This window comes from Ensifer aridi (genome assembly GCF_002078505.1).
Lineage (GTDB): Bacteria > Pseudomonadota > Alphaproteobacteria > Rhizobiales > Rhizobiaceae > Sinorhizobium > Sinorhizobium aridi.
In genome coordinates this window covers 87,602-113,553 of sequence record NZ_LUAV01000018.1, presented here as the reverse complement: position 1 = coordinate 113,553, position 25,952 = coordinate 87,602, and the positions used below count along the sequence as shown (strand labels likewise).

21 protein-coding genes are annotated in these 25,952 nt (G+C 60.9%); 14 read left to right on the top strand and 7 right to left on the bottom strand.

The window, feature by feature from the left end; translation table 11 throughout:
- Positions 1–37: 37 nt before the first annotated feature.
- The 6 genes from AYK65_RS17675 to AYK65_RS17650 all read left to right on the top strand — a co-directional run bounded on the left by AYK65_RS17675 (position 38) and on the right by AYK65_RS17650 (position 8,054).
- Positions 38–508 carry a (2Fe-2S)-binding protein gene (locus AYK65_RS17675; RefSeq protein WP_026614335.1) on the top strand — a complete coding sequence of 157 codons (471 nt, stop codon included), beginning with the start codon at positions 38–40 and terminating at the stop codon, positions 506–508.
- Positions 509–518: 10 nt separating this feature from the next.
- Entirely contained in the window at positions 519–2,687 is a 2,169-nt protein-coding gene (locus AYK65_RS17670) for a xanthine dehydrogenase family protein molybdopterin-binding subunit (RefSeq protein WP_081159181.1), read from the top strand.
- Between the two features lie 529 nt (positions 2,688–3,216).
- Positions 3,217–3,519 carry a hypothetical protein gene (locus tag AYK65_RS17665; RefSeq protein ID WP_081159179.1) on the top strand — a complete coding sequence of 101 codons (303 nt, stop codon included), beginning with the start codon at positions 3,217–3,219 and terminating at the stop codon, positions 3,517–3,519.
- 234 nt (positions 3,520–3,753) lie between these two features.
- Positions 3,754–4,506 (top strand): protein-L-isoaspartate(D-aspartate) O-methyltransferase, encoded by a 753-nt coding sequence (locus AYK65_RS17660; RefSeq protein ID WP_081159177.1) that lies wholly within the window; start codon positions 3,754–3,756, stop codon positions 4,504–4,506.
- Positions 4,503–6,992 (top strand): polyamine aminopropyltransferase, encoded by a 2,490-nt coding sequence (locus AYK65_RS17655; protein WP_210190406.1) that lies wholly within the window; start codon positions 4,503–4,505, stop codon positions 6,990–6,992. Before AYK65_RS17660 ends, AYK65_RS17655 begins: the two co-directional genes overlap by 4 nt.
- A 705-nt stretch (positions 6,993–7,697) precedes the next feature.
- Positions 7,698–8,054 (top strand): low affinity iron permease family protein, encoded by a 357-nt coding sequence (locus tag AYK65_RS17650; RefSeq protein WP_244559996.1) that lies wholly within the window; start codon positions 7,698–7,700, stop codon positions 8,052–8,054.
- 817 nt (positions 8,055–8,871) lie between these two features.
- Here AYK65_RS17650 and AYK65_RS17645 read toward each other — a convergent pair.
- On the bottom strand, positions 8,872–9,957 hold the full coding sequence (locus AYK65_RS17645; RefSeq protein WP_081159175.1) for an extracellular catalytic domain type 1 short-chain-length polyhydroxyalkanoate depolymerase: 1,086 nt from the start codon (positions 9,955–9,957) through the stop codon (positions 8,872–8,874).
- A 125-nt stretch (positions 9,958–10,082) separates the two neighbouring features.
- Entirely contained in the window at positions 10,083–10,535 is a 453-nt protein-coding gene (locus AYK65_RS17640; protein ID WP_046117109.1) for a tetratricopeptide repeat protein, read from the bottom strand.
- A 399-nt stretch (positions 10,536–10,934) separates the two neighbouring features.
- On the opposite strand from AYK65_RS17640, the gene sorT reads away from it, so the two are divergent.
- The gene (sorT, locus tag AYK65_RS17635; RefSeq protein ID WP_046117110.1) at positions 10,935–12,143 is read left to right on the top strand and encodes a SorT family sulfite dehydrogenase catalytic subunit; all 1,209 of its coding nucleotides are present in this window, start codon (positions 10,935–10,937) and stop codon (positions 12,141–12,143) included.
- A gap of 69 nt (positions 12,144–12,212) precedes the next feature.
- Complete coding sequence (gene sorU, locus AYK65_RS17630; RefSeq protein ID WP_046117111.1) at positions 12,213–12,539, top strand: SorU family sulfite dehydrogenase c-type cytochrome subunit; 327 nt, start codon at positions 12,213–12,215, stop codon at positions 12,537–12,539.
- 494 nt (positions 12,540–13,033) lie between these two features.
- Here the strand turns inward: sorU and greA are convergent, their stop codons facing one another.
- From greA to AYK65_RS17605, 4 genes are all read right to left on the bottom strand, one after another.
- Positions 13,034–13,516: a transcription elongation factor GreA gene (gene greA, locus AYK65_RS17620; protein WP_046117112.1), complete on the bottom strand. Its 483-nt coding sequence runs from the start codon at positions 13,514–13,516 to the stop codon at positions 13,034–13,036.
- A gap of 281 nt (positions 13,517–13,797) precedes the next feature.
- Positions 13,798–15,315 (bottom strand): sulfatase family protein, encoded by a 1,518-nt coding sequence (locus tag AYK65_RS17615; RefSeq protein WP_081159250.1) that lies wholly within the window; start codon positions 15,313–15,315, stop codon positions 13,798–13,800.
- Positions 15,316–15,506: 191 nt separating this feature from the next.
- Positions 15,507–16,316, bottom strand: coding sequence for a glycerophosphodiester phosphodiesterase (locus AYK65_RS17610; RefSeq protein ID WP_046117114.1), 810 nt, complete (start codon positions 16,314–16,316; stop codon positions 15,507–15,509).
- 33 nt (positions 16,317–16,349) lie between these two features.
- Positions 16,350–17,372, bottom strand: coding sequence for a LacI family DNA-binding transcriptional regulator (locus tag AYK65_RS17605; RefSeq protein ID WP_244559995.1), 1,023 nt, complete (start codon positions 17,370–17,372; stop codon positions 16,350–16,352).
- 112 nt (positions 17,373–17,484) lie between these two features.
- On the opposite strand from AYK65_RS17605, the gene AYK65_RS17600 reads away from it, so the two are divergent.
- The 6 genes from AYK65_RS17600 (at position 17,485) to AYK65_RS17575 (ending at position 25,247) form a co-directional block, all read left to right on the top strand.
- A complete protein-coding gene (locus AYK65_RS17600; protein WP_081159168.1) occupies positions 17,485–18,858 on the top strand; it encodes an ABC transporter substrate-binding protein in 1,374 nt (457 codons plus the stop codon).
- A 72-nt stretch (positions 18,859–18,930) separates the two neighbouring features.
- Positions 18,931–19,884 carry a carbohydrate ABC transporter permease gene (locus tag AYK65_RS17595; protein WP_081159248.1) on the top strand — a complete coding sequence of 318 codons (954 nt, stop codon included), beginning with the start codon at positions 18,931–18,933 and terminating at the stop codon, positions 19,882–19,884.
- Position 19,885: 1 nt separating this feature from the next.
- On the top strand, positions 19,886–20,986 hold the full coding sequence (locus tag AYK65_RS17590; protein ID WP_081159166.1) for a carbohydrate ABC transporter permease: 1,101 nt from the start codon (positions 19,886–19,888) through the stop codon (positions 20,984–20,986).
- A gap of 5 nt (positions 20,987–20,991) precedes the next feature.
- Positions 20,992–22,056: an ABC transporter ATP-binding protein gene (locus AYK65_RS17585; protein ID WP_081159164.1), complete on the top strand. Its 1,065-nt coding sequence runs from the start codon at positions 20,992–20,994 to the stop codon at positions 22,054–22,056.
- A gap of 53 nt (positions 22,057–22,109) precedes the next feature.
- Positions 22,110–22,994 (top strand): glycerophosphodiester phosphodiesterase, encoded by an 885-nt coding sequence (locus tag AYK65_RS17580; protein WP_081159162.1) that lies wholly within the window; start codon positions 22,110–22,112, stop codon positions 22,992–22,994.
- Positions 22,995–23,372: 378 nt separating this feature from the next.
- Positions 23,373–25,247, top strand: coding sequence for an adenylate/guanylate cyclase domain-containing protein (locus AYK65_RS17575; RefSeq protein ID WP_081159160.1), 1,875 nt, complete (start codon positions 23,373–23,375; stop codon positions 25,245–25,247).
- A gap of 299 nt (positions 25,248–25,546) precedes the next feature.
- On the opposite strand, the gene AYK65_RS17570 is transcribed toward AYK65_RS17575, so the two are convergent.
- On the bottom strand, positions 25,547–25,903 hold the full coding sequence (locus AYK65_RS17570; protein ID WP_046117119.1) for a response regulator: 357 nt from the start codon (positions 25,901–25,903) through the stop codon (positions 25,547–25,549).
- Positions 25,904–25,952 lie beyond the last annotated feature (49 nt).

The following is a 25,952-nucleotide window of genomic DNA, read 5'->3' as shown; positions in this document are numbered from 1 at the left end:
GCAATCGTTCCCTCACTAACCAACAGGAGAGCGCGTCATGGCTCGATTGAATATCAATGGTGAGATCCGAGATATAGACGTGGATCCGGAAACACCGCTTCTCTGGGTGCTCCGCGAACAGGCGGGCCTCACGGGAACAAAGTTCGGCTGTGGGATAGCGCAATGCGGCGCCTGCACTGTTCACCTCGACGGTGTTGCCACGCGGTCCTGCGCCTTGCCGATTAGCGCGGTTGGACCAACTCAACAGATCGTCACGATCGAAGGACTATCCGAAGACGGTTCCCATCCCGTCCAGCAGGCATGGTTGGAGCTCGATGTTCCACAATGCGGATACTGCCAAGCCGGCATGATCATGGCAGCTGCATCCCTGCTCAGTACCACGCCGAAACCAACGGACGAGGACATCAACGCGGAGATCACCAACATCTGTCGCTGCGGCACCTATAACCGCGTCCGCGCAGCCATCAAGCTTGCTGCCGAAAACGTGAGCGAAGCTCAGAAAGGATGAGGACTGCCCCATGACTGTCGCAACCTTGTCACGCCGTAACTTCCTCATTGGCACCGCTGCGGCGGGAGGGCTGTCGCTCGGCTTTTACGTACCCTTCCCGGTGGAGGCTCAAGAGAAGCCCACCGTGCTGCCCGAAGTGAATGCCTGGGTCGTTATCCATCCGGACGACACTGTAGTCATCCGGATCGCGCGGTCGGAAATGGGCCAGGGAACGCTGACCGGTCTGTCCCAGCTTGTCGCAGAAGAGCTCGAATGCGATTGGTTGAAGGTGACAACGGAATATCCAACACCCGGGGAAAGCCTGAGGCGAAACCGTGTTTGGGGCAGCTTCTCGACCGGTGGAAGCCGCGGGATACGGGAGTCGCACGAGTATGTTCGCCAAGGGGGAGCCGCCGCGCGGCAAATGCTTGTTGCCGCGGCGGCGACCTTCTGGAAAGTGCCCGCGGCCGAGTGCTCTACGGCCAACGGCATCATTACCCACAATCCTTCGGGACGCACCGTCACGTACGGCGCAGTCGCTTCGTTGGCGGCGCAGATGCCTGTGCCGACCCAATTGACATTGAAGGATCCGAAAGACTGGAAGATCGCGGGCAAGCCGCTCCCGCGGCTCGACACACGCGACAAGCTCACTGGCAAGCAGGTGTATGGCGTCGATCTGAGCTTGCCGGGCATGCTGAACGCCTCGATCAAGGCGTGTCCGGTTTTTGGCGGCAAGATTAGAAGTTTTGACGCGGCTGCCATTTCCACCATGCCCGGCGTTCGTAAGGTCGTTCAGGTTGACCAAACGTCAGTTGCCGTCGTCGCCGACACGTGGTGGCAAGCGCACTCGGCGCTCAGCGCATTGCCGATCGTCTGGGATGAGGGTCCAAATACCGGCGTTAATAGCGATTCAATTGCCGCGATGCTGGAGGAAGGTCTGGACGCTGAAGAAGCGGTGCTCGGCACTTCCATAGGCGATGCGGGGTCCGTGCTTTCCGGCAACGCCAAGATTGTCTCTGCCACGTACTCGTTCCCGTATCAGGCCCATGCCACCATGGAGCCGATGAATGCGACGGCACTGTACACTCCGGACAAGTGCGAAGTATGGGTGCCAACGCAAAATGGCGAGGCCAGCCTTGCCGCTGCTGCGCAAGCCGCCGGTCTGCCGATCGAAGATTGTGAGGTTCATAAGCTGCATCTTGGCGGCGGCTTCGGCAGACGCGGCAACTATCAGGAATATGTGCGACAGGCGGTTAGGCTTGCGAAGGAATTTCCGGGGCTGCCGGTCAAGCTCATCTGGTCGCGTGAAGAGGATATGCTTCACGGCGCCTATCACCCAGTGACCCAGTGTCGGTTAAAAGCGGCGCTTGATTCAACCGGCAATGTGACGGCGCTCCACATGCGCATCAGCGGACAATCAATCCTCTGGCCTCTGCGTGCCGAGGTACGTGAGACCGGCCGCGATCCGGCGGTTTTCCAGGGTTTGAACGATGGTGGTGCCGAGGGCGCTTTCGGCTACACCATTCCAAACCTGCTGATCGACCACGCCATGCGCAACCCCCCTGTGCCACCTGGGTTCTGGCGCGGCGTCAACCTCAATCAAAACGCCCTTTATCTGGAATGCTTCATCGATGAGCTTGCACACGAAGCGAGGATCGACCCGCTCGATTTCCGCCGGAAGCTACTCGTCAACCATCCGAAACATCTTGCCGTGCTCGAGGCCGTTGCCGAACGAGTCGGCTGGGAAAGACCGGCCGACACTGGGATCCATCGCGGTCTCGCCCAGATCATGGGGTTCGGCAGTTATGTGGCAGCCGCTGCAGAAGTCTCCGTGACTGACAGCCAAGTGAAGATCCATCGGATCGTTGCCGCAACCAACCCGGGCCACGTCGTCAACCCCGCCCAAGCGGAGCGGCAGGTCGAAGGCTCGTTCGTCTACGGCCTTTCGGCGTGCCTGTTCGGCGAGTGCACGATCACTGGCGGCCGGGTCGAACAGGAGAATTTCGATACCTATGAGGTCATGCGTATGGACCAAATGCCGGCCGTCGAAACGATCTTGATGCCGTCGGGCGATTTCTGGGGGGGTGTTGGTGAGCCGACGATCGCCGTTGCTGGACCTGCGGTCCTGAATGCTGTTTTCGCGGCTACGGGCAAGCGAATCCGCAAGCTCCCCTTGAAGAACAATAGCTTGGGCGCCTGATCCGCGGGTGAAAGGCTGGCCGCGGAGGTCCGGACCCAGGGCGGGCTATCGAATCCGTAAAGACCGCTAAAAACGCAATGCAACTTTCCCGGGCTGATTCGCCTAGCTAGACACCCTCACGTCCTGAGGGCGGATCCCCTCGCTGCGGGCAGGGCGACTTCCGCTTGAGGAGCGCGGCACTCAACACGTCCATAGGTCCACAAACCAACCCACCAGACCGTCCGGTGATCGATCAAGTCGGTCGTGTGGTGATTTATCTGTGCGTCTCAATTCTGGTGCTGCGCGTGCGGGTTGTTGGCGCTGCATCGTCATAATGGAGCTGACGCCCCTAACACAAAGGCTCGACTGCAATCGGATCACATAACGCCCACTTGTGGAATTAAACCATTGACGTTTTATGATTTTTTAGACTGAGAACGGTCACCGAACTCCGATCCCTGCAGGTTCGTCGTCGCAGTCGGCGCAGGTACTCTGGCACTCGCCTGCGCCGATCCTTATATCTGACGCAGCAACTAACCAGGAGCACGTAGTGTCGGAATTCCTCAGCTATCTGTTCGCCATCCTTGTCGTGGGCCCGCTGCAGGCTGAGGTGTCAGAGCGCCTGCAGGGCGTGCCATCAGCCGAGATCGTTCAGGCAGGACGCGCGTGCATTGCCACGGAGGCTCCGAGGCTTCTTCAGCGCGCGCAGGAAGATTGGGCATGGGCGGCCGCAAATGCCATAGGCGTCGGTGTGGGTGTCGTCGATCCGGTGAGCCTGCTGCCCGGCAATAACGCCGATTGCGCCCGCCTGGTACAAGTTCTCTCGGAAGGTGGAGACGCTGAGGAGGCGTAGACGCCTTTTCGTGGTCTCTATCTATAACGAAGCGCCCTCGTCCTTACAGTGCTCGAGGGCTCGTTCAACCCAGCTCCCCCCCGATCAAGTTTAAAGGCCGCCAATGCCTCCTCCGGCTCGGGGCCATTCGCTCTTTTCCGAAGCAATAAGCTGGAACGCCGCAGAGACGAGCGAGTTTTGTTCAAAATTGCCGCTGCCGCCACTATACTCGTCGTTCCAGCCGGGAGAGGGTTCATGCGTCGACTAGCCCAGTGCCGAGCGTTGCTGGTCGTGGTTCTCGCGAGCGCTGCCGCCATGGTATCGACATCCGCACCCGCTCAGAATCGCTTGGCCGAGCGTGCAGCGATGATCGAAACCATCAAAGGGCACGCGCGCTCAGCGCCGTCCGCGGTCGAGGGACAGGGCATCGATCCGGCGGTGCTGACGACGATGGGAAAGGTGCCGCGCCACCTTTTCGTGCCTGAGGAGCAGCGCAGCGCAGCCTATGGAGATAGGCCACTGCCGATCGGATACGGCCAGACCATCTCGCAGCCCTTCATCGTCGCGCTGATGACCGATCTGATCAACGTCCGGCCTGGCGACTCTGTCCTCGAGATCGGTACTGGCTCGGGCTATCAGGCAGCCGTCTTGTCGCCGCTCGCAGGGAAGGTTTATTCGATTGAGATCATACCGCAACTGGGCGAAAGGGCGGCCGCCCGCCTCGCGGAGCTCCGCTACAACAATGTCGAGGTGAAGGTAGGCGACGGTTACTATGGTTGGCCTGCGCGCGCGCCTTTCGACGGCATCGTGGTGACCGCCGCCGCCAGTCACATCCCGCCGCCGCTGGTTGAGCAGCTCGCCAAAGGGGGCCGGATGGTCGTCCCCGTGGGAGGTCCCTTCGCGACCCAGTTTCTCATGCTGGTCGAGAAGCGACGGGACGGAAGCATCACGACCCGGCAGCTGCTGCCAGTAAGCTTTGTGCCGCTGCGTGGAGGTGGCGCCCGATGAGAGCGGGGCGCCTGCTGCCGATCGGTCTCATATCGGCGGCAACCCTTGCCTACGAAGTGCTGCTGATAAGGCTGTTTTCGATCATTCAGTGGCATCATTTTGCCTATATGATGATAAGCATCGCGCTCCTGGGCTTTGGCGCGAGCGGTACATTCATTGCGTTGGCCCGCCGCCCCCTGGTGGAACGGTACCCGGCCGCCTTCGCAGCGTCGGCGGCTCTGTTCGGAATTACTGCGGTTGCCAGCTTCGCCTGTGCCGAGCGCCTGCCGTTCAACGCGCTCGAGATCGTCTGGAATCCGCGGCAGCTCGGTTGGCTCGCGGCCATCTATGCTCTCCTGATCTTGCCCTTCTTTTTCGGTGCAACCTGTATCGGCCTTGCCTTCAGCCGCCATCCTGGCCAGACCGGACGCGTCTATGCCTTTGACCTCGTCGGCGCAGGGATCGGTGCGCTCGGCATCGTCGGACTCTTGTTCCTGGTCTTTCCCTCCGAAGCGTTGCGCTTCGTCGCAGCGCTGGGATTCGCGGCGGCTGCCCTCGCCGCGACGGGCATGCCTCGCCATCGATGGTTCGCCACGGGCATCCTCGGGCTTGCAGCCGCGGTCATCACGGTGTGGCTACCACAGTCCTGGACGGCCCCCGGCCCGCACATGTCTGAGTACAAGGGCCTCCGCATGGCTCTCGAAGTGCCGAATGCGCGGGTGGTCGAGGAGCGATCAAGCCCTCTCGGACTGTTGACGGTCGTCGAGAGCCCGACCATCCCTTTCCGGTACGCGCCGGGCCTCAGCCTCGCCAACAGCCAAGAGCCGCCCGCGCAACTCGCCGTCTTTACCGATGGCGACAGTATTACGGCGATCACCACCTATGGCGGCGATCCGGCGACGGTCGCCTATATCGACCGGACAACGGCGGCGCTCCCGTACCGCATCCTTGAGCGGCCGCGAGTGCTAATCCTCGGCGCCGGCGGCGGCGAGCAGGTGCTGCTGGCGCTACGCGCCGGAGCCGAAATCGTCGATGCGGTAGAGGTCAACCCGCAGATGATCGACCTCGCCCGAAGTCGCTTCGCGGATTTCGTCGGCGGCATCTTCAGCCGACCGAACGTGCATCTGCATCTAGCCGAGGCGCGCGCCTTCGCTGCGACCACTGGCGAGCGTTATGAACTGATCCAGATGCCGCTCCTCGACTCCTTCGGCGCGGCCGCGGCCGGAGTGCAGAGCATGCATGAGAACTATACCTACACCGTGGAGGCAATGCGGGATTACCTAGCGGTGTTGAGAGCAGACGGGATCGTCGCGATCACGCGATGGCTGCGGATGCCGCCGCGCGACATCCTCAAGCTGTTTGCCACTGCTACCGTTGCGCTTGAAGCGGATGGGGTGTCCCAGCCAGGCCGGCACCTGGTGCTGATCCGGAGTTGGAATACGGCAACCCTGCTCGTCGCCAAATCGCCCTTCACCGGCGAAGACATCGCCGCCATCCGCCGCTTCGCCGCCGAGAATTTCTTTGATATCTCCTGGGCGCCAGGCATCTCCGCGAGCGACGTGAACCGCTACAACCAGCTCGACCAGGAATATCTCTACGCGGGAGCCCTCGCTCTCCTCGGTCCTGGGCGCGCCGACTTCATCGAGCGCTACAAGTTCGATATTGCACCGGCGACTGACAATCGGCCCTATTTCTTCGACTTCTTCCGCTGGCGCGCTCTGCCCGAACTCGTGACGCTGCGCACCCAAGGTGGGGCAGCGATGCTCGACTGGGGCTACCTGATCCTGGTGACGACGCTCGGCCAGGCCGCGATCCTCAGCGCCGTCTTGATCCTCCTGCCGCTCTGGCTTCGCCGGCGCGCACTCGGGAGAGCCGGACACCGGCTGCGCTTCGGGCTCTATTTCCTTGCCTTGGGCTTGGCCTTCCTCTTCATCGAGATCGCCTTCATCCAGCGCTTCGTGCTGTTCCTCGGCCATCCGCTCTACGCTGTCGCTGTCGTGCTTGCGGGTTTCCTTGCTTTCGCCGGTCTCGGTAGCGCCGTAGCCGCACGGTGGATGGCCGCGGTCGGGCGCGGATCACCGGTGCGCGGCATTGCCCTAGCCGTCGTGGTGATCGCATTCCTGGCTGCCACCTACCTGCTCACATTGCCCTTGATCTTCGAACGGCTGCTGGCACTGCCGGATGCCGCGAAGATTGCGATCACACTCCTCCTCATAGCGCCGCTCGCCGTCTTTATGGGTATGCCGTTCCCGCTCGGCCTCGGCTTCGTCGGTGCACACTCGGACGAGTTTATTCCCTGGGCCTGGGGGATCAATGGCTCTGCGTCGGTGCTGAGCGCGATCCTCGCCGCACTGCTTGCGATGCATGTCGGGTTCACAGGCGTCGTAACGATCGCCATCATCCTTTATCTTCTCGCCCCGGCCTTACTCGCCGGTTTGTCGGATCTATACGATCAGCAAGGCTCTGTTCCGGATCGCAGCCGTTCGCGAGTTGGACCAACGGGCTGAAAGCGCTGCGCGGCTAGCGGGCGCGCCGTGCGGCGGCTTGCGGTCGCCAGCGGGGGCGTGGGTTATTGGCAAATCTCTGCTCTGGGATCAGGGCTCCCCTCCAAAGATCTGTCGGGGAAAGGAAGAAAGCGGTGAGGTGTGGCCCTGACCGTTTCCGGTCAGGGCTTTTTTGCATCAATTGGATTTCTGCAATATAAAGCAAGGACACGGCAATACGGTCCGCTGCAAAGCCCTATACAAGCAATGGCAATGCTAGAAGATGTGCCGTTGCGAGGTCGACCTTATACGAAAGTATTAGGCGTTCCAGTAACATTTTAGGGGTTTCTGTTATTCGTATTTACTTGTGCAACGCTCCGCCCGAAGTTCGCGTCGCAGATCACGTGCGGTTCCGGTGGGCCAGGCGGTCATTGACCCAAGCCCATCATCTCGGGGCTGAGCCTCTGTTTTTCAGAGGCAGCGAACGATGACGACCTACGATTTCATTCGGGAACTGCGGGCCCAGCGGGCGGCATCGAGCGACGCCGGCGAGCGCCAGCGTCGCCTCGACCGAAATGCCCGTGATTTATGATCTCCGAATCAGGTCACTATCTCGACGAACGTGTGCCCAACATCGTGCAACAATCCCATAAACCCAGAAGCAGACTTTCTTGAAACGCAATAATTTCGAAGGGTAGTTGGCATGCGGCGGTCATCGGAACACGTCGCATGGGCGCGCGTTTCCATGGCATGTCCGAGAACACGATTGGCCGACACCTCACTGACCTTGGAACTCTAACCGCTCGACCTTGGGCTTTCCTGATCGTTATTCTCTACGGCGGTCTCTGGCTCTTGTTTTGGCCGGAAACCTTAGACCCGCATGGCCTCGTCACTCTGATAGTCTGGGCTATGACCCTCTTCATCCAGAGAGCCCAATACCGTGACACACAGGCTCTTCATGCTAAGCTGGACGAGTTGCTGCGTGTTGAAGGTGCGGCTCGGAACGATCTGATGAGGATCGACGAGGAAGAACCTGAGCGGATTGAGGAACATCGAGCGGCCGGCAACGATCCCCGCAAACCTTGAATCTACTGCCTGTCGCCAGTGCCGACCACCCCGCGCGAGTCGCTGTCAGCGCTGGCAAGAATTGCCGCCCGACCTACCAAAGCATTTGTATCGCGGGACCAGCCCCTTGTTTACTCTGAGGGCATTCCCGGGGAGTCACGTTGGTGACGGCAAGGGTGGACGACAGTCGGGCGTTCAAACCCGAAGCATTGCAGCAACGGGCCCGCGACGATGCTGCCGCCTGCCGGGGCCTCTACGCCGAAGAGGCGGTCGCGGTTTGACGAGGATGCGGGCGCGCACACCTGGACCAGGTCCAACACGAACACGAGCGGTACCGCAGTATGATGCCCTAGCCGCGCCGAATGATTGGTGAAGCCGCCGATGGGCGCCATCACCAATGCGTCGCCCGAAACTCGTTGGAACCAACCCTCCCCGCGGGACGTTGCCACTAATCAGAGTACAACCAAGGACCATCGTGCAAGGCGATGGATGTGTGCTCCGGGAGGCCCCAGATGGATATCACCACGCTTTTAATTATTGTACTTATCATTCTTCTGTTAGGTGGCGGCTGGTACGGTCGAGGACGCTGGTACTAGCAAACCCTTGAAGGGCTCGGGGTTCTTCAGCCTTTTCACCCCCAAGTCCCTGGACGAAATCTCTCGAGGCCGCCGATGTGTGATTGATAGCGGAGGCCTCAGCCAAACCGCCAAACAGCGTCGCCTTTGCGGCGGATTCGGCGGACGTTTGCCGTCAAGATTTACCCACGGGTACACTTACTAGCCGGGCCCAGAGGGCGGCGGAGGGTGTCATCCGGGGTGCGCGTTTTCAGCGAACGCCCTCAGCGCGTCAGCCCGGCTGCTCGAAGAGCGTCGCCGATGATTTTCCCGATTTTGTTCTGAGCCGAGGGTGAACGATCCGCATTTAAAGAGGACGCGGAAGGCGGCTTTGCTTTGTCCCGGCGATCTCTCGTCAGTTTTCGCGTCAGTCCCCATGAATGGGCAATATGGGCGGTCGACGATATGCCAACGTCGAGCATGTAGGGGCCGCTTTTTCCATAGCCGCTCGCCACGTCGAGCGGCAGCCCGTGCCCCATGCCTTCGATGCTGTAGAAGCTGACGAGCTCCCGTCCGTCATTGTCCTTCCAGACCTTCCGCTTCTGCCCGTCTATCGTTTCAGTGACCGTCGGCGCCGTGCCCAAGTCATGCACGCCGCGCCACTGTTCGACGATTGCGCGCGCGTTCACTTCGGCAACCGTGCTGTCCCTCGTTCCATGCCAGACGGAGATCGTCGGCCATGGTCCTGAATGACTGGACGCTGCCAGAACTTTGGCGCGCAGTTCTCGCGGATTCGGGATGCCGTGGCCGCGCATTCGCTCGAATGCTTCCGAAACGGTTAGCGCGGTTGCATATGGGAGGCCGGCGATGATCGCGCCGCCGGCAAAAACCTCGGGATAGGTCGAAAGCAAGACATTCGCCATTGCACCGCCGGCGGACAGTCCCGTGACGTATATTCTTTCTTTGGAGACCTTGTGCCTTGAGCACATTGTCTGGATCATCTGACGAATGGACAGAGCCTCGCCCGCTCCGCGCCTGATATCGCCCGGCAAGAACCAGTTGAAGCAGAGATTGCCATTATTGCCGCGTACTTGTTGCGGGTAGAGCAGTGCGAAGCCGTGTTTATCGGCCAGTTTCGACCAGCCGGAGCAGACATCATAGTCGGCTGGAATCTGCGTGCATCCGTGCAGGACGACGACAAGCGCCGGTTTCTTCGCCAGGTTGTTAGGCAAATAATATCTGGCTTTCAATTTACCTGGGTTCGACCCGAAATTCGTCAGTGTGGCAAGCCTATTGCGGGAGTGCAGCTGCTCGGCTTTGCCTGTCCTCAGTCGCGCGATTCTTGCAAGTGTAATGGATAGGGTTTTCATGGATGGATATCTCCTTTGCGTCAGCGGACGGATGGCGCGGCCGAGTAACAACGTGGCTGGGCCAGAGTTGTTGCTGCGCTGCACAATGAAATATCCGTGATGGTCACTTCAGCTGCGTGGGTAGATCAAAAGACCGCAAGGAATTTCATCATCTTGCGGGCTGCACTCGCTGATGTTGCGCTACAATGGTCGGCGACTTTGGCCGCTACTTCTCTGGCAGCCCTGCCTTGATCAAGTCGCTCACCTGTCGGTCCAGAACGTCGGCGTCGAAAGGTGAGCTGCCTCCATTTTTCCGCAGTCCAGCTCGGATCAAGCTCAAGAGCCTTCTTCGTTTGGCTCTTTGCTTCCTCGATCTTTCCCAGGTTAACGGCGTTGATCGACCTGACAAGAGGGATGCCCGCAAACCAGTCTCCCAGCGCCATCATACTCTCGTCCGATTCCTGATACCTGCCACTGGCTGTCAGCACGAAACCCTTCATGAACGCGAGCATTGAATTGGCTGGATCATTCCTGATGCCGAAGTCTGCCCATGATACGGCTTTGTCGATATCGCCTGCTGCGGCTCCAACTTCGGCCAAGCTTACGATCCATGGCTTCCCCCAGCGGGACCGCTATTTGATTGATTGCTAAATTAACACAACCCACTACCGGGATCAGCAAAATTGCGATGAACGCAGTCGCGACTTGCCAGACGAACCTGGCCGTAGCACGGGCTGAGCCGGCCAACGATATATCCAAAGGTTGCTATGGCAACGCCTTGCCGATCGACACTGTTGGGCAGCTTCATGGCGAGCCGAGAAGAACGCGCTAGAGCGCGGGTCTCATTATTGGTCTGAAAGCCGCTTCTGGTGGCCGCCTCATTTTCGCCAGGGACTGATAAACGGTCGCCTTTTTAGGCGGTCGCACTATCTAGCCTCACAGCAGGAAGGAACAAAAATCACCTACGGACGCCTGCAACACCGTGGGGGAGGAAAGTTATGATAGCGACATCGACCATAGGCCGCCGCACGTTTTTGGCAGGCGGCGCAGGAGCCGTCGTCGCCGGCGGCCTCTTGGAATTTCGGTCAGAGGCCCGTGCGCAGGATGCCACATCGCTGCCCGACTATGCGAAGTGGAAAGACGCCGACGCGCTGATCGTCCACAGCGACAAAACGATCGAGACCAAGCGTGGCGAGATTGGCACAAGCATTATCACCCCTGAGGAAAAGCTCTATATCCGGAACAACGTGAACGCGCCGCCGGCCGCGATCGTCGCCAATCCCGAGGACTGGCAAGTCGAGTTCAAGGGCGTAAGAGAACCGAAAACCCTTACCGTTGCCGAGCTCAAGACCATGGGGCTCGCGACGGTCGCAACCGTGCTGCAATGCTCGGGCAACGGCCGCAAGTACTTTCAGGACAGGCTCACCGGCGATCAGAAGATCAGCGGCACGCCGTGGACCGTCGGAGCTGCCGGCTGCGTTCTCTGGAGCGGCGTTCCGTTGAGAGCCGTGGTGGATACGTTGGGCGGCGCGGGCGATGGCGCGAAGTTCGTTACTGGGACTGGGGGCGAGGAAATTCCTGCTGGCCTTGACCCGAAGGACCTGGTCGTCGAACGCTCCGTGCCGATTAGCAATCTGGACAATGTCATTCTCGCCTGGGAGATGAATGGCAAGCCTATTTCCCTCGCCCATGGCGGGCCGCTGCGAATGATCGTTCCCGGCTACTCGGGCATCAATAATGTCAAATACGTCAAGACGGTCGCGCTGACTGAAGTCGAGACCGACGCCAAGATCCAGCGCTCCAGTTATCGCATGCATGCCGTTGGTGAAAAGGGCGCTCCCGATCAGCCTTCAATCTGGGAGCAACCAGTCAAATCCTGGATTACAGCGCCGCTCGAGGGCGCAAAGTCCGGACGGATTCAAATCGCTGGCGTCGCCTTCGGGGGCATGAATGCAGTCGCAGGCGTCGACGTCTCGACGGACGGCGGCCAGACCTGGCAGAAAGGCGAGTTTATCGGTCCTGATCTCGGTCGGTTCGCCTGGAAGGTCTTCGTGCTCCCGGTCGAACTTGCTCCTGGGACGTACAGCCTGGTTAGCCGCGCAACGGATTCCGAAGGCAACGTCCAACCCGAAGAGCCGGAATTGAATGGCGGCGGCTACAGCCACAACGGTTGGCGTGCGCCGGCGGTCGAAATCAACATTGTCTGACAGACGTACCGACCATCGCCGGTGATTACTGGCGACGGTCGGTCCCTAGTTTCGATTCGGAAAAAACTCATGATCTCATTGGCCGCCCGTTTGGCCGCCTTCATCGTCGGTCTGGCCATAACGCCCGCCTCCGGCGACGAGGCCAGGCTCGACCTGGGGAGAAAAGTCTTTCTCGAGATCTCCGAGCCGCGATGCGGACTTTGTCACACGCTTGCGGACGCCGGAACGACCGGCAAAATCGGCCCGAGCCTCGACGACATGAAGCCCGACGCCGCGCGGGTCAAGACAGCCATCGTCAACGGGATCGGGCCCATGCCTGCCAACGAGACCTTGAGGGAAGAACAGGTCGACGCCGTGGCGCTCTATGTTTCGGCGGTTGCCGGCAAGACGAAGTAGCACAAGGAGCTCAGGCCGAGGTCTTCTTCATTTTGGAGGCAGACTGGTGTTGCTGGTAGCCACAGCGCCAAGGACGTTCTGATCGACCCCCGCGTAGCCTCTGAGCGCGCTCGCGACCTTTCCGCGGAAGAGATGCCCCTCGTCGATGCCGCTGATGTGATCAGGACGTTGAAGATTGTACGTGATGGCGAGAACTGAAAAGCGTGTACCCTTGCCGATATTTTTTAAAGAGGCGTACCGGAAACGCGGAACCAGACCTTCCTCTCTGATCAAACCGCAGACAGCGTCTCTGCGTAGCTGCATCTCTAGGCTACGTCCCCGCTTCCAACGAAGGCAACCGGAGGCGGGACTTGCCCCGCCATTCTTGCGGGGCTTTTTTCGTCGCTCATGGGCGAGCCGGTTTTGTTCAAGACGCACGTCTGCTGTTGACTGGCGGAATGCGGAAGCGCCGGCCGCGGCATGAGGCGACGTGCCGCCTCTTGCAGATCCCCACTCTACTCGATGGCGATAATTTCGAGCTCTTGATCGCCTACGCTCACAACGTCCCCAACGGCTTTGCCTATCAGCTTCCCTGCGACCGGGGACACGTAGGAAATAGTTCCGCCCTTGGGATCCGCTTCATCCTCTCCCACAATGCGGTATTTCTGCACCCGTCCATCGTCACGGCTGAAGGTCACCGTGCTCCCGAAGGCAACGGTGTCAATTGAAGGCGGGTCGGGGACAACCTGGGCCGTGCGAATGCGTTCCGCAAAATAGCGCAGATCGCGCAGTGGGCTTGCTGCTTGCCGCCGTCGTTCATTCACGTCCTCGATTGTGCTGGTAGCGTCGTAGGCCTGGCGCGCATGGTGGAGCTGCAATTCCAGGGCCTTCAATCCCGCTTCCGTTACAAGGTTCGGATGCGGCGAGACGGGGCGGTCAGGCAACAGGGTTTCCGAAGCCGTTTCGGCACTTTCTTCCTTGGTGAAGGCGACGCTCAATTTTCGAACTCCGTATAGGCGCGGTGCGCTCTCGATATCGTTGGGGTGAACGCCCTTGGTATCGTAAATGAAGCTAAGGCGGGGCGCTATCGTGAGCGCCAGGTAAATTCTTCCGGCGACGGTGTGGAATCCGGTAACGAGAGGACATATCTGAAAACTGCTCCGGAAGGGCGGCCAGAGCCCTGCCCCGCTCGGCTGAGTGTTCCAGTCGATACACTATGCGACTTTCGAAGCACATAACGAGAACGCCACTCGGACAATAGTTGCTCCGGTCTGCTGCATTATTCGGCCTCGATCCCGATACGTGTGTAAGCTTCGGGCGGAGCGTCATTCGCGCGCATGAGTTTCTGCATGAGGCGGGTCATTGCCTCCTCGATCTCCGGGGAAGCGAGAGGCGTATTCTGCCCCGGATCATCGGCGAGATTATAGAGCCGGGTCTCACTCTCAAGGAGCGCACCGGGACCATAGTTGTCGAACATCGGCGACCGGTCGATCACTGGTATCTTCAGGACCGGCGTTCCCTTCGTGAAGGGCATCGGCTGTGCAAGCGAGGCTCCGGCGAGTTCCTCCGGCGTGAACGGCTCCCAGATATGCGTCGGCATCAATGTGTATTGATAAAGCTCCTGGGAGCGAGGGTCGGGCGGGAAACGATGATACGTATAGCGTCCGTCCGTGACGTTGATCGCACCGCCGAAATAGCCGAACAGTGCGCCCTCCCGCGGCGAGCGATCGGCGTCAAGCAGCGGCAGGAGCGAATGCCCCTGCATCTCGGCAGCGGTCCGCACGTTGAATAGATCGAGGAATGTCGGCGCGAGATCGATGGTCTGGGTCAGAGCCGACCGGCGGACGCCCGCACTTGCCGGCCGGCGCGGATCATGCAGGAAGAGCGGGATGTGCACGACCTCCTCATACATGTTCATCCGGTTCTTCGCCCAGAAATCGTGCTCGCCGAGAAGAAAGCCGTGATCGGTGGTGACGACGAGCGCGGTGTCGCGCCAAAGGTCGTGCTCATCGAAGTAATCGAGAAGCTGCCCTATGAGGAAATCGCAAAGCGCGACGACAGCGTAGTAGTTGGCGCGCAGTTCCTCGCACTCTTCCGGCAGCTCATCGACGCGGCCGTAGCGTGGCCAGTCGCGAACCGGACCGTTCCAGCCCGTTCTGAATTCCTCACGAAACCGCTCGGGCGCGGTGAAGGGTTCATGCGGGTCGAAGGTCTCGATCTGGAGGAACCAGTTTTCCGCGGTGCGGTTCCGCTCGAGGAATGCCAGTCCGGCGGCGAAGCAGCGCACCGACGGGAAGTCGCCCTCGTCCTTGATGAACTCGCGGTTGATGATATTGCGGCGAAACTTGTCGCGTGCCGACTGGCTGAATTGCCGCTCATGATACATCTGGCGCAGGCGCTCCCATGGTGGCTGCACCATGGCTTTCCATGGGTCGCCCTCCTGCCCGCGGATGAAGTCGTAACTGTCATAGCGGGTGTGATAGGTCGCGCCGCCGTCCTCGAAATAGTGGAAGTGGTCGGTGACGAGATGGCTGTACGAGCCGCCCCGGTGCAACAGCTCGGGAAAGGAATTGTCGAACGGCTCGAGCGGCCCCCAGCTTCTGTGGAGAAAGCTGAGCCGCCCGGTCTGCAGGTCGCGGCGCGCCGGCATGCAGGGGAGGCTCCCGACATAGTGGCGTTCGAACGTTGCGGTGTGCTCGGCCAGCCGCGAGAAATTGGGCGTCGGCACCCGCTCGCCCCCGTATGGAGCGAGCACGTGACGGTTGAGCGAATCAAAGAGAACGAAGACGGCCTTCATCGAGCTTCGGCGGTCCCTCATTCGAGCTGCCCATTGCAGCATATTTCAGCGCGTCGACCAATCCCGGCGCCGCAGCGAGAGCCGCGCACCCACCGTGGAAACGCCGCCACTATTCTCGCCGAAAAGAACTCGACCGCAACTGGATTGTATACATAACCATGGGCAAGTCGAATGGCTAAGAGGGGCGCGCCTCAGCCGCCGCGGCCGGCGTGCTTGACCAGCATGGCGATGAATGGCACGTCGTCACCAGAGATCGTATCGATGAGTCCGTCGGCGATCCATTGGACAAGCTCCGGCAAACGATCGCGTCCGCCACGCCAACACTCGGCGAGCACGTCCGGGCGAGGCACGTGTAAGCGGTTGCTGAAGCCTGCTTCATGCAGCGTCTTCGCATCGTCGGGATGGAACATGTCGAGCTCGATCGAGACCGAGCTCGCACTGCACGCCTTCAACACGCCAACAAGATCGGCGTGGCGAGCGTGGGTGATGGCTTCGGTCCTGAGGCGCGGATGGCGCTCGACCGCACGCTTCAACAAGACGTGGTCGAAGCTGATGACAATGGCCCGATCGAGAGTGCCCGTGGATCGCAGCAGGGCCGCCACCTGATCAACGGCCATGTCCGGTCGCTCGGCCTCCTTGATCTCGAGCACGATACCCATGTCCTCCGCCCTCGCCCAATCGAGCGCCTCCGCGACGGTCGGTACGACCGTTCCAGCGAAGGCGGGATGAAACCGGACCCCCGCGTCCAACCCACGGATCTGCTCGAGGCTGAGGTCTGCCGCAAAGCCGTGTCCATTTGTCGTCCTGTCGACAGTCAGGTCGTGCAAAATGATCGGCTCACCGTCGGCGGTCAGCACGGCGTCGATCTCGACAGTGGTGGCCCCTGCAGCTTTTGCCGCTTCGAATGCCGGCAACGTATTCTCAGGGTAACGGAGGCTATAGCCGCGGTGGCCACAGATATGAACGCGTCCCGTTTCGCGGGCAAGGAAGCTGAAGGCCATTCGAATGATCCTCCACCGTAAGAGCGTCCCGCTCTACCGACGCGCTCTGACCGTTTCGCGAACAACGAGTCGGACCGGGACGTCGACGGAAATCGGCGGCGAGTCGGGATCGCCGAGACGTCGGTCGAGAATCGATACCACGTCCCGGGCAATCCGCCCTGGATCCTGCCGTAGCGTGGTCAGACGGTAGGAGGACCAAGCGGCAACGGGCACATCATCGAAACCAATGACGGAAACGTCGGCAGGCACGCGCAAGCCAACGCCACGAAAGTGATCAAGCGCGCCGAACGCCATGAGGTCGTTCACGCAGAAGACCGCGTCGGGCGCGGGGCCGCTCCCCAGCAGCTGACGCGCCGCCTCTTGCCCGCCATCATAGTCGGCAAGGCCCGCCCGGACAATCTTCGCTTCGAACCCAGAAGCCGCGGCAATCTCGGCAAAGGAACGCTCGCGGACGGCGAGGCACGGGCTCGGGTTCGCCCGGTTGACCACGGCGAAACGGGAGGCTCCTGCCATGCGCAGAGCCTCGAACGCCTGCTGCGCGCCATCTCTGTCGTCGCAATGGACGCTGTCTAGGCCGGTCTCGCCCCGGTTCACCAGGATCAGCGGCTGGCCGTTGCGCCGCGTGAGCTCGACAAGACTGGCGGGCGGCGAGCCCGAGAGGAAGACCGTCGCCTCCGCCCGGTAGCGCAGCAACTGCCGGCTGGCATTTGCCACGTCCTCCGCGGTGGGCCCGATGCTGATGATCACCGGCACATTGGCGCGCTCGAGCAAAGCCTGCGAGAGGGCTGCGATCATCTGGGCCCGGAATGGAGAATCGGCGTCGGAGGTCACCAGTCCGACCAGCCGGCTTCGATTGGCGAGAAGCCCGCGGGCGAGATCGTTGACCTGATATCCCAGTGCAGCGGCGGCCTCCTGCACCCGCGCAAGCGTTGCCGGTGCGATGCTTGCACCCGGGGTGAAGGCCCGCGAAACCGCCGAGCGGGAGACGCCCGCACGCTCGGCGACCGCCTGGGCGCTCACGAATCGGCCCTGACTGCTGTCTCTCGTATCCGACACCAGAACGACTCCGCTGGACATTCCCCGAAGCGCATTCATAATCGTGTTGCACAGCATTGCAACAATTAATGACGGCACGATGAAAACGTGTCGCTGCTGGGAGGAAATCAGGATGATTCATTGGAAATTCGGAACTGCTGCGCTTCTGAGCGCGGCATTGGCAGGCGGCAGTGTGGTCTTCCTTGCGGCAACGCCGTTGTTCGCTCAAGAAACTGTGAAGCTCGAGCTCTGGTCACGTCAGGATCCGTCGGGGCCGCTGCGTCCCGGCAATGTGGTCAAGGCTGCCGAGAGGCTGAACAAGGAACTCGAAGCCGAGGGTTCCCCCAAGCGCGTCGAGGTCGTCGTGCGCGAGAGCCCCGCCAAGGGCTTCGACGACGACGCACTGCAACTTCTCAAGGTATTCGGCGTCGGCGAAGGCCCCGATATGTTCATCGCCGCCCACGAATGGATCTGCGCCTTCCAGGAGGACGGCTTCGCCCTCAAGCTGGACGACTATATCGCCAAGTATCCTCAGCACTTCGGCACAATCTTTCCGTCGCTGTGGTCATCTGCGAAGTGTCCCGACGGCACCTACGCCATTCCGCAGGACGCCGAGGCGAGAATGTTCTTCTACAACAAGAAGCTCCTGCGCGAGGCCGGCTACGATGCTGCCTTCGTCGACTCCATGCCGGAGCGTACGTTGTCGGGTGACCTGACGATGGACGAGGTGCTCGACATCGCCAAAAAGGTCGTCGACAAGACCAAAGCACAATACGGCGTGCTTCACCGGCCGAACAAGGGACCGGACTACATCATGGTCTTCAACGCCTACGGCAACGAGTTCGTCGACCCCCAATCCGGCAAGCTGCTGCTCGAGCGGGACAAGCTCGCTGCCGCCTTCGGTTGGTTCGAACGCGGAGTAAAGAACGGGGTCATTCCGGCCAACAACACCGCGATGGAATTCGATGCGCTTCGCAAGGAATTTTACAGCGGCAATGCCGCATTCTGGATGTACGGCATCTGGGATCTCGGCAGTGTCGCGTTCCCGACCTATGGTCTGCCGCAGGACGAGAAGGCCTTCTTCGCGGATTGGGGCTGGATCGCGGGGCCGGCACCAGAGAAGGGCGGCTCGCCGGTCAGTCTGACCCATCCGATCGTCTATGTGATCGCTGCCGACACGAAGGAGCCGGAACTCGCCGTCCGCCTGCTTGGCCACGCTTCGGCGGCCGACCTCAACACCGATCACGCGGTCACAACGACACATCTCGGCATCAAGCCCGAGCAACTCGAAGACCCGCGCTATGCCAAGGCCTGGCCGCTCGCCAGGGCAACGGAATTGCTCAAGATCACCAAGTTCCTGCCCAACAACTCGCAGTTTGGCGAGCTCAACGGCATCATCTATGCCGGAATTCAAGGCATAGAATCGGGACGGCTGTCGGCGCAGCAAGCAGCCGATTTCGTCATCGAGGAGGCATCGGCCTCCCTTGAGGACGTGATCGTCAAATAGGTCCGATCGGTCTCGCGGCCCTCGACCGGCGCTGGTCGAGGGTTGCTGGACGTCTGCCGTACGAGCTGAATGATGACGACTACAGCGGACGAACTCATGATCGAGCGGCGCGGCCACGCAGGTTCGGTGGCGCGCAGGCGTATGAACTTTGTGATCTTCCTCGGCCCGGCAATCGTCCTGACGGTCCTTTTCTTCGCCGTCCCCGTGATCATCGATGTCGCAGTGTCGTTCACCGACCTCAGCCGTTCGCTCCGCATCAGCGAGTTCACCACGGAGCAATACGAGAAGGTCTTTCGAACTGATCGCCGGTTGTCGCAGGTCATCTGGCTCACCTTCATTTACGTCTTCGGCACGTTGGCGATTTTCAACGTGACCTTTGGCCTGATCCTCGCCATCACCACGACGGCGATAAGGAATGTTTCCGGCAGCTTCTTCCGCGGTGTCTGGCTGCTGCCGCGGATGAGCCCGTCAGTCCTTTACATCCTGCTCTGGCTGTGGGCCGTCAGCCCCACCGAAGCCGGCCTCGTGAACCAGGTGCTCATGCAGGCGTTCGGACTCGACGCGCCGCTCGACCTTTTGACCTCGGCGCCGATCGCGCTGATCATCATCTCGAACGGCTTCATCGGCGCTTCGATGGGCATGATCATCTTCACCGCCGCGATCCGCGGGATCCCCGAGCACCTGTTTCACGCCGCGGCAGTGGACGGCGCCGGGACCCTCGCAACGATCCGATTCATCACCCTGCCGGCGCTGCGGTGGCCGATCAGTTTCGTGACGATCTACCAGACGCTCTCGCTGCTGGTGAGTTTCGAATATATCCTCCTCCTCACCAAGGGCGGTCCGTTCTACGACACGACCGTCTACGCGCTTTACGTGTATCGCCGCGCCTTCGAGAGCGGCCAATACGGCTACGGAGCCGCCCTGGCGCTTTTTCTCATCGTCATCGGCGTTGTCGTCGCGCTTATCGGCTGGCGCTTCTTCGATATGGAGCGACTGCTGCAACGTCCGCGAATAGAGGTGCATTGAGATGGCCGCGCAAGCGATCCCCATGGCGTCCACGGCGGCATCCGAGCCGACGGTCGACTGGGACGCATTGGCAACGCGGGCGCGTCTCGCCCGGCGTACTAAGGCGACAGTCCTCTACGCCTTCCTGATCGCCGTGTCGCTGCCGATCATCCTGCCCTATTTCTGGCTCGTCACGATCGCCTTCTCGGCCAAGACCGGCGTTGCCGAGACAGCTGTTCTGTGGCGCTCGATGGCCGTGGTCGTGCCGGCCGTCATTGCCTTCTGGCTCAGTGCCGCGCTCGCGCAAGGCCGACGGCAACTTTGGATCGGCCTTACCGCAGTCGCCGCCGTCGCTGCCCTCGCTTTCGCCGTCCTGGTCGGCCCCGACCTGCACCTCGGCAATTTCATCTTCTTGTGGGAACCGGACTTCGCCTCGGTGGTGCGGTCGCGAGTGGGCGAAGTCAAAGGCGCGGTCCAGTTTCCCAACGTCTGGCATGCCTTCGGCAACTCGATCCTGATCGCCGGCACGCAGACAGTCATCGTTGTCACCGTCGCCTCGTTGGCGGCTTACTACCTGTCGCGCTTCCAGTTCCCCGGCCGCTCCTCGATGCTGCGCTCGCTCCTGGTGCTCCACGCCTTCCCTGTGCTGACGCTGATCGTCCCGATGTTCCTGATGCTCTACTGGATCGGACTGCTCGATACACTTTCCGGCGTCATACTGGTGCTTGTCGCCTTCGAGCTGCCCTTTGCGATTTTCATCATGAAGGGTTTTTTCGACGCTGTGCCGTGGGACATCGAGATGAGCGCGTTGACCGACGGCGCTTCACGACGGCAGGCATTCGTGAGCGTGGTGCTGCCGCAGGTGAGGAACGGCATCCTCGCCATCGCGGTCTTCACCTTCATCCGCGGCTGGGAAGAGTACATTTTCGTGTTCACGTTCCTGATCCGGAACAGCAATTGGACAATGAGCCTCTACATGTACTGGGTGCGCGATGATGTCATGGGCGTCGACTATGGCGTCGTCTCTGCGGTCGGCGTCTTCTACCTCGTCCCGAGCCTCATCCTCTACATGGCCGCGCAGCGCTATCTCATGCAGATGTCGATCGGCGGCGTGAAGGGCTGACTACGATGGCGAAGATCGAATTCCGTAACGTGGTGAAACGCTTCGGCACCGTCGAAGTGATCCCCGACATGAACCTCGTCATCGAGGACGGCGAGTTCGTCGCGCTTCTCGGCCCCTCCGGCTGCGGAAAATCGACGAGCCTGTTCATGCTCGCCGGCATCTATCTTCCGAGCGGCGGCGAGCTCCTCTTTGACGGCCACGTCGTCAATGAGGTCGAGGCCCGCGACCGTAATGTCGGCATTGTGTTTCAATCCTACGCGCTCTACCCCCACATGAGCGCGCGCGACAATATCCTGTTTCCGCTACGCTTCAAGAAAACGTCGCGCGACCAAGCTCTCGCCCGGGTCAAGGCCACCGCGGAGCTTGTCCGGGTCGAGGAGCTCTTGGACCGTCGTCCCAGCGAGCTTTCCGGCGGCCAGCAGCAGCGCGTCGCTCTTGCACGCGCCCTCGTGAAGGAGCCGCAATTATTGCTCCTCGACGAGCCGCTTTCGAACCTTGATGCGTCGCTTCGCCTTTCCATGCGGACCGAGATCAAGTCGCTACAGGAGCAGCTCGGCGTCACGACCGTCCTCGTCACCCATGACCAGATCGAGGCAACGACAATGGCCGACCGTATTATCTGCATGCGGGCCGGCCAGATCGAGCAGGTCGGGACACCGGACGATCTCTATCTCAGGCCTTCGAGCCTGTTTGTCGCCGGCTTCATTGGCTCGCCGCCCATCAACCTCATGGCCGGCGAGGCCGCAGGCGGCACGGTCACAGTCGGCGGCGCAATATTCCCCGTCGAGGGTGCCTCGGGGTCGCTGACCATCGGCCTGAGGCCGGAGCACCTGAGATTCGCTGAGACCGGTTTCGCCGGCCGGATCGCGCAGATCGAGCCGATGGGCCGTGAGATCCTCTATGTCGTCGAAACCGGCATGGGGGCAATCCGCGTGCTTGAACAGGGTTCTTCGGTCGCACACTCGACGGGCGAACAGGTGAACATCGATTTCCATCCCGAAAATTCACTTGTGTTCGACACGCAGCGACAGAAACTCATCACCGGCGCGCATGTCCGTGCACCCGATTGACAAGATCGAGCGGCAGCCGCCCATTTTCTCGAAGCGGAGAGGAGGACGCGCCGATGGCAGCGCTTGAGGCGAGCAGCCAGGCATCCAACCCGCCGGCGGCGGTTGAGGGTCCCTATGGGCCGGTTCGGCTCAAGTGGCACAAACTGCGCACGCATCTCGCCGAAGCGCCCTTCAAGCGCTCGAACCTCGCACTTGGCTGGCAGCTCGGCGCGAGTCTCGAGATCGACATACTCGCCACCGCCGATCGCCGCTTTGCGGTTCTCCACGATCCGACGCTCGGTCCCTCGACCACCGGACGCGGCCGCGTATCGCGCCTGCCGATCGCTTCGATGAGAGGGCTCTTCCACCGCGCCGCGGACGGCACCCGCGATCCGGATGCGCCGGTGCTGTCGTTAGCCGATCTGGTGGCCCCGCTCCGAAGCCTGCAGAGATCGCCATCGGCGAACCTTCAGCTCGACCTCAAGCTGCTCGAGGGGCACGCGCTTCCGGATTCGGCGGTGGCGGATGCGGCAGCGGCCGTGGCTGGGCTCGGGGATGCCATTGTTGTCGGTTCGCATCACCTGGACGATGCACGCCGTCTCGTTGCCGCCATTCCCGGAGCCCGCCTCGGCTACGATCCGATGCTGGCGGTGTCCCGACGGCCAGCTCTACGCAATCCCGAGCGGCTCCTGCGCCACATCGAGCGGCGCAGAACGGGCTTAAACCTTGCCTATCTCCGGTTCGACACCATCGTCGCCGCGGAAAGTCAAGGATTCCCGCTGGTCAAGCACCTGTTGGACCTCGGCATTGAGACCGACGCCTGGACTGTCAATCCTGGCGTTGGGGTCAGCGACGCCATACTGCATCCCCTCCTGGAAGCGAAAGTGCGCCAGATCACGACCGATGCTCCGAGCGAGATCTTCCGCTTGATCGGGTTTTCGGCAAATGCCGTTCCCTAGTCGGGCGTTCGTCCGGTAGCTCCGGATGCCATCACGCTCGAGTGCGCCAAAACAGAACGCCCGCATTTCACCCCTTTGAGGATTTCCGACGCGATGTTCGCAACCTTGCCGAAATGGACGAGCGGCGCTAACCGCCGCGTCGCCTTATACACGTTCCGACTACGCTAGCCGGCAGCACTCGCCGCCGGAAGTTTCCAAAATGCTTCGCTGCGCGCCTGGAGGGTGGGTCGAGGAGTTGCTGCTGTCGATTTCGAAACGGAAATTCCGCAGTCCCGGCCGCTTCAAAATGAGACATCCACTACCCGCTTGGAGTATGATTGGATTGGGCTGGGACTAGGGCACCCCGAGCGTGGCAAGACGCGAATAATGGGTGGTCACATGGTCGATCCGATCGTGCACAGACGTTTGATGGCCATTCTCGCCGCAGACGTCGTGACGTACAGCCGCCTTATGGCCCGCGACGAGGCAGGTACTCTCGCGACGTGGAAATCGCACCGCAAGGAACTGATCGACCCCAAGATCGCGGAGTATGAGGGGCGCATTGTAAAGCTCACCGGCGATGGACTTCTAGCGGAGTTTCCAAGCGTCGTGAATGCGGTCACCTGCGCTGCCATGGTCCAGCGTGGTATGCGAGAGCGCAATGCGGATGTGCCGCAGCCAAGTCGGATCGAGCTTCGTATGGGCATCAACCTCGGGGACGTTATCGTTGAGGGAGACGACATCTTCGGGGACGGCGTCAATGTGGCGGTGCGGCTTGAAAACATAGCGAAGCCGGGAGGGATCGCGGTCTCTGCGGCCGTCCGCGATAACGTCGGAAATCGGCTCGAACTTCGATTTGAGGACATGGGCGAGCAGAGGCTCAAGAACATCGACAGGCCGGTGCGCGCCTATAGCATTTCCCTGGACGTTCCTCCGGAATCCGGAGCGATCGACTCGGATCCAATCCCAGAAGGGCCTTGGGAAATCGAGAAGCCGTCCATCGCCGTCCTGCCCTTCAACAACATAAGCGGTGACCCCGATCAAGAATACTTTAGCGATGGAATCACCGAGGACATCATCACCGATCTGTCGAAGATCTCGGGCCTGTTCGTCGTCGCGCGCAATACAGCGTACACCTACAAGGGCAAGCCGGTGAAGGTGCAGCAGGTCAGCCAGGATCTCAGGGTCGGCTTTATCCTGGAAGGAAGCGTGCGCAAGGCCGGTTCGCGTGTGCGAGTCACCGCGCAGCTCGTCGAGGGCAAGGGCGGCGGTCATCTCTGGGCCGACCGCTACGACCGTGATCTCACCGACATCTTCGCCCTACAAGACGAGATCACCCATACCATCGTAGACCACTTGAAGGTCAAGCTGCTGCCAGAGGAAAAAAGAGTGATCGGTCGGGCGCCGACCGGGAACTTCGAGGCCTATACGTATTACCTTAGAGGACGGCATTTCCTGCACTGGCACTCGAAATCCTATTATTTCCTGGCGAAGCGCATGTTTGCCATGGCGGTCGAACTCGACCCGCTTTATGCACGGGCCTATGCCGGAGTTGCAGACTGCGATTCCTTCCTCTTCCTTCACTATAACGCTGATGTGTCGATCGACGGCATTCTGGCGACCAGCGCCAAGGCGCTGGCGCTTGAAAGCGGCCTCGCAGAAGCCCATGCTTCACGCGGCTTGGCTCTGTCGCTTCGCGAACGACATTCGGAAGCGCTGGCAGAGTTCGATCAGGCGATCGCCCTCGATCCCAATCTGTTTGAAGCCTATTACTTCTATGCCCGCGCCTGCTTCACCCAAGGGAAGCTGGACGAAGCGGCCAGGCTTTTCCAGCGCGCCGCAGAGCTCAAGCCTGATGATTACCAAGCCTTGCTTGTGCTCGTTAACGTTCTCCGATCGCTCGGGCGCGAGCAGGAAATGAAGTTGGCGGCTCGGGAAGGTATTGCGCGCGCCGAGCGGGAGCTCACGCTGCGCCCGGAAAACCCGAGACCCGCTTACTTGGGGGCCGTGGGGCTGGCGGCGCTTGGCGAGCTTGATCGTGCTAAGGAGTGGGCGGGACGCGCCTTGGCCATCGATCCCGACGACCGTCTGGCGAAATACAACGTAGCCTGCTTTTACTCGCTCGAGGGCGAACATGAGCGAGCAATCGACCTGCTGGTAGAGCTTCTCCCAGGTGCCACCCACGAAACAAAGAGGTGGGTGAGATACGACTCGGATCTCGATCCGATCCGGAGTCATCCGCGTTTCCCGAAGGTGCTTGAACTCCTCGGGTAGGCATCGTGCCCGGGCATAGATTTCCAGTAACTTAAGCGACGAGCCCGTCCCTCTGCTTGCGATGTATTTTTCGATCCGCATTTGCGTCAACACCAGCCCCACGACAAGGGCGGTCAGCGGCGGGAAATTCGGATCGCCGCAGCCACTGATGACAAGCACGGTGAACGGCTCGATTGAACCCGGAGCGAAGTTCGACCGTTCAGTTTCAACTGTCACTCGTCCCGGGAGCCATGACGCACCACGAGATCGGCAGCCTCCTTGAGCCAACCAGCTCGCTCGTCGGGCCCCTCCGGCTGCGCCTAAATGCGTTCTTGGAGCATCGACAGTATGTTCTCCAACTCCGTGGCCGCGAACGGCTTCACCAGCACGGGCGTGCCCGAGTACCTTGGATCGAGACCGCTCGCGCCGTAACCGGTCGCGAAAATGAAAGGCACTCCGCGCTCCAATAGTATATCGGCAATCGGATAGCTGGATCGGCCGTCTAGATTGAGGTCGATAATGGCGACATCGAAATGCCCGTTCCGTGCGGTACCCAGCGCGTCCTCTATCCTTGATGCAACAGGTCCGACGTCATGCCCCATATCATGCAGAAGGTCTTCGATCAGCATCGCTACCAAGGCCTCATCCTCGACGAGGAACACACGAAGTTTGCGCATGTCAAGCCGACGGCTCCGGGTGAAGTTGCGAAGCGGCCAAACGGCGTTT

Bases quoted from the DNA above. Each gene is read 5' to 3' on its own strand.
- AYK65_RS17675 (WP_026614335.1), top strand. From the start codon at position 38: ATGGCTCGATTGAATATCAATGGTGAGATCCGAGATATAGACGTGGAT.
- AYK65_RS17670 (WP_081159181.1), top strand. From the start codon at position 519: ATGACTGTCGCAACCTTGTCACGCCGTAACTTCCTCATTGGCACCGCT.
- AYK65_RS17660 (WP_081159177.1), top strand. From the start codon at position 3,754: ATGCGTCGACTAGCCCAGTGCCGAGCGTTGCTGGTCGTGGTTCTCGCG.
- AYK65_RS17655 (WP_210190406.1), top strand. From the start codon at position 4,503: ATGAGAGCGGGGCGCCTGCTGCCGATCGGTCTCATATCGGCGGCAACC.
- AYK65_RS17650 (WP_244559996.1), top strand. From the start codon at position 7,698: ATGGGCGCGCGTTTCCATGGCATGTCCGAGAACACGATTGGCCGACAC.
- AYK65_RS17645 (WP_081159175.1), bottom strand. From the start codon at position 9,957: ATGAAAACCCTATCCATTACACTTGCAAGAATCGCGCGACTGAGGACA.
- sorT (WP_046117110.1), top strand. From the start codon at position 10,935: ATGATAGCGACATCGACCATAGGCCGCCGCACGTTTTTGGCAGGCGGC.
- sorU (WP_046117111.1), top strand. From the start codon at position 12,213: ATGATCTCATTGGCCGCCCGTTTGGCCGCCTTCATCGTCGGTCTGGCC.
- AYK65_RS17615 (WP_081159250.1), bottom strand. From the start codon at position 15,315: ATGAAGGCCGTCTTCGTTCTCTTTGATTCGCTCAACCGTCACGTGCTC.
- AYK65_RS17610 (WP_046117114.1), bottom strand. From the start codon at position 16,316: ATGGCCTTCAGCTTCCTTGCCCGCGAAACGGGACGCGTTCATATCTGT.
- AYK65_RS17600 (WP_081159168.1), top strand. From the start codon at position 17,485: ATGATTCATTGGAAATTCGGAACTGCTGCGCTTCTGAGCGCGGCATTG.
- AYK65_RS17595 (WP_081159248.1), top strand. From the start codon at position 18,931: ATGACGACTACAGCGGACGAACTCATGATCGAGCGGCGCGGCCACGCA.
- AYK65_RS17590 (WP_081159166.1), top strand. From the start codon at position 19,886: ATGGCCGCGCAAGCGATCCCCATGGCGTCCACGGCGGCATCCGAGCCG.
- AYK65_RS17585 (WP_081159164.1), top strand. From the start codon at position 20,992: ATGGCGAAGATCGAATTCCGTAACGTGGTGAAACGCTTCGGCACCGTC.
- AYK65_RS17580 (WP_081159162.1), top strand. From the start codon at position 22,110: ATGGCAGCGCTTGAGGCGAGCAGCCAGGCATCCAACCCGCCGGCGGCG.
- AYK65_RS17575 (WP_081159160.1), top strand. From the start codon at position 23,373: ATGGTCGATCCGATCGTGCACAGACGTTTGATGGCCATTCTCGCCGCA.
- AYK65_RS17570 (WP_046117119.1), bottom strand. From the start codon at position 25,903: ATGCGCAAACTTCGTGTGTTCCTCGTCGAGGATGAGGCCTTGGTAGCG.